Origin of the sequence: Pseudomonas sp. KB_15 (assembly GCF_052114525.1) — a bacterium.
Taxonomy (GTDB): domain Bacteria; phylum Pseudomonadota; class Gammaproteobacteria; order Pseudomonadales; family Pseudomonadaceae; genus Aquipseudomonas.
On sequence record NZ_JBFREX010000326.1, the window covers coordinates 1 to 382 of the forward strand.

The 382-nt window shown below is 63.9% G+C and carries 1 protein-coding gene; it reads right to left on the minus strand.

Going from position 1 to position 382, the window contains the following annotated elements:
• Positions 1 to 382: aminotransferase class V-fold PLP-dependent enzyme (locus AB4Z35_RS31110; protein ID WP_442101313.1), on the minus strand; the 382-nt coding region annotated here is incomplete at both ends.

Here is a 382-nt window from a genome sequence, read left to right on the forward strand (position 1 = left end):
CCCTTGGCGCGGCAAATTTCGCCGATCTGCGCCACGTCCTGGATCACGCCGATCTCGTTGTTCACCAGCATCACCGACACCAGGATCGTATCCGGGCGAATCGCCTGCTGGAACACGTCCATGTCGATCAGGCCGTCGTCCTTGACGTCGAGGTAGGTCACCTCGAAGCCTTGGCGTTCGAGCTCGCGGGTGGTGTCCAGCACCGCCTTGTGCTCGGTCTTCACCGTAATCAGATGCTTGCCCTTGCCCGAGTAGAAGTTCGCGGCACCCTTGATGGCCAGGTTGTTCGACTCGGTTGCGCCCGACGTCCACACGATCTCGCGGGGATCGGCGCCCACCAGCGCGGCCACCTGCTCACGCGCTTCTTCGACCGCGCGCTCGG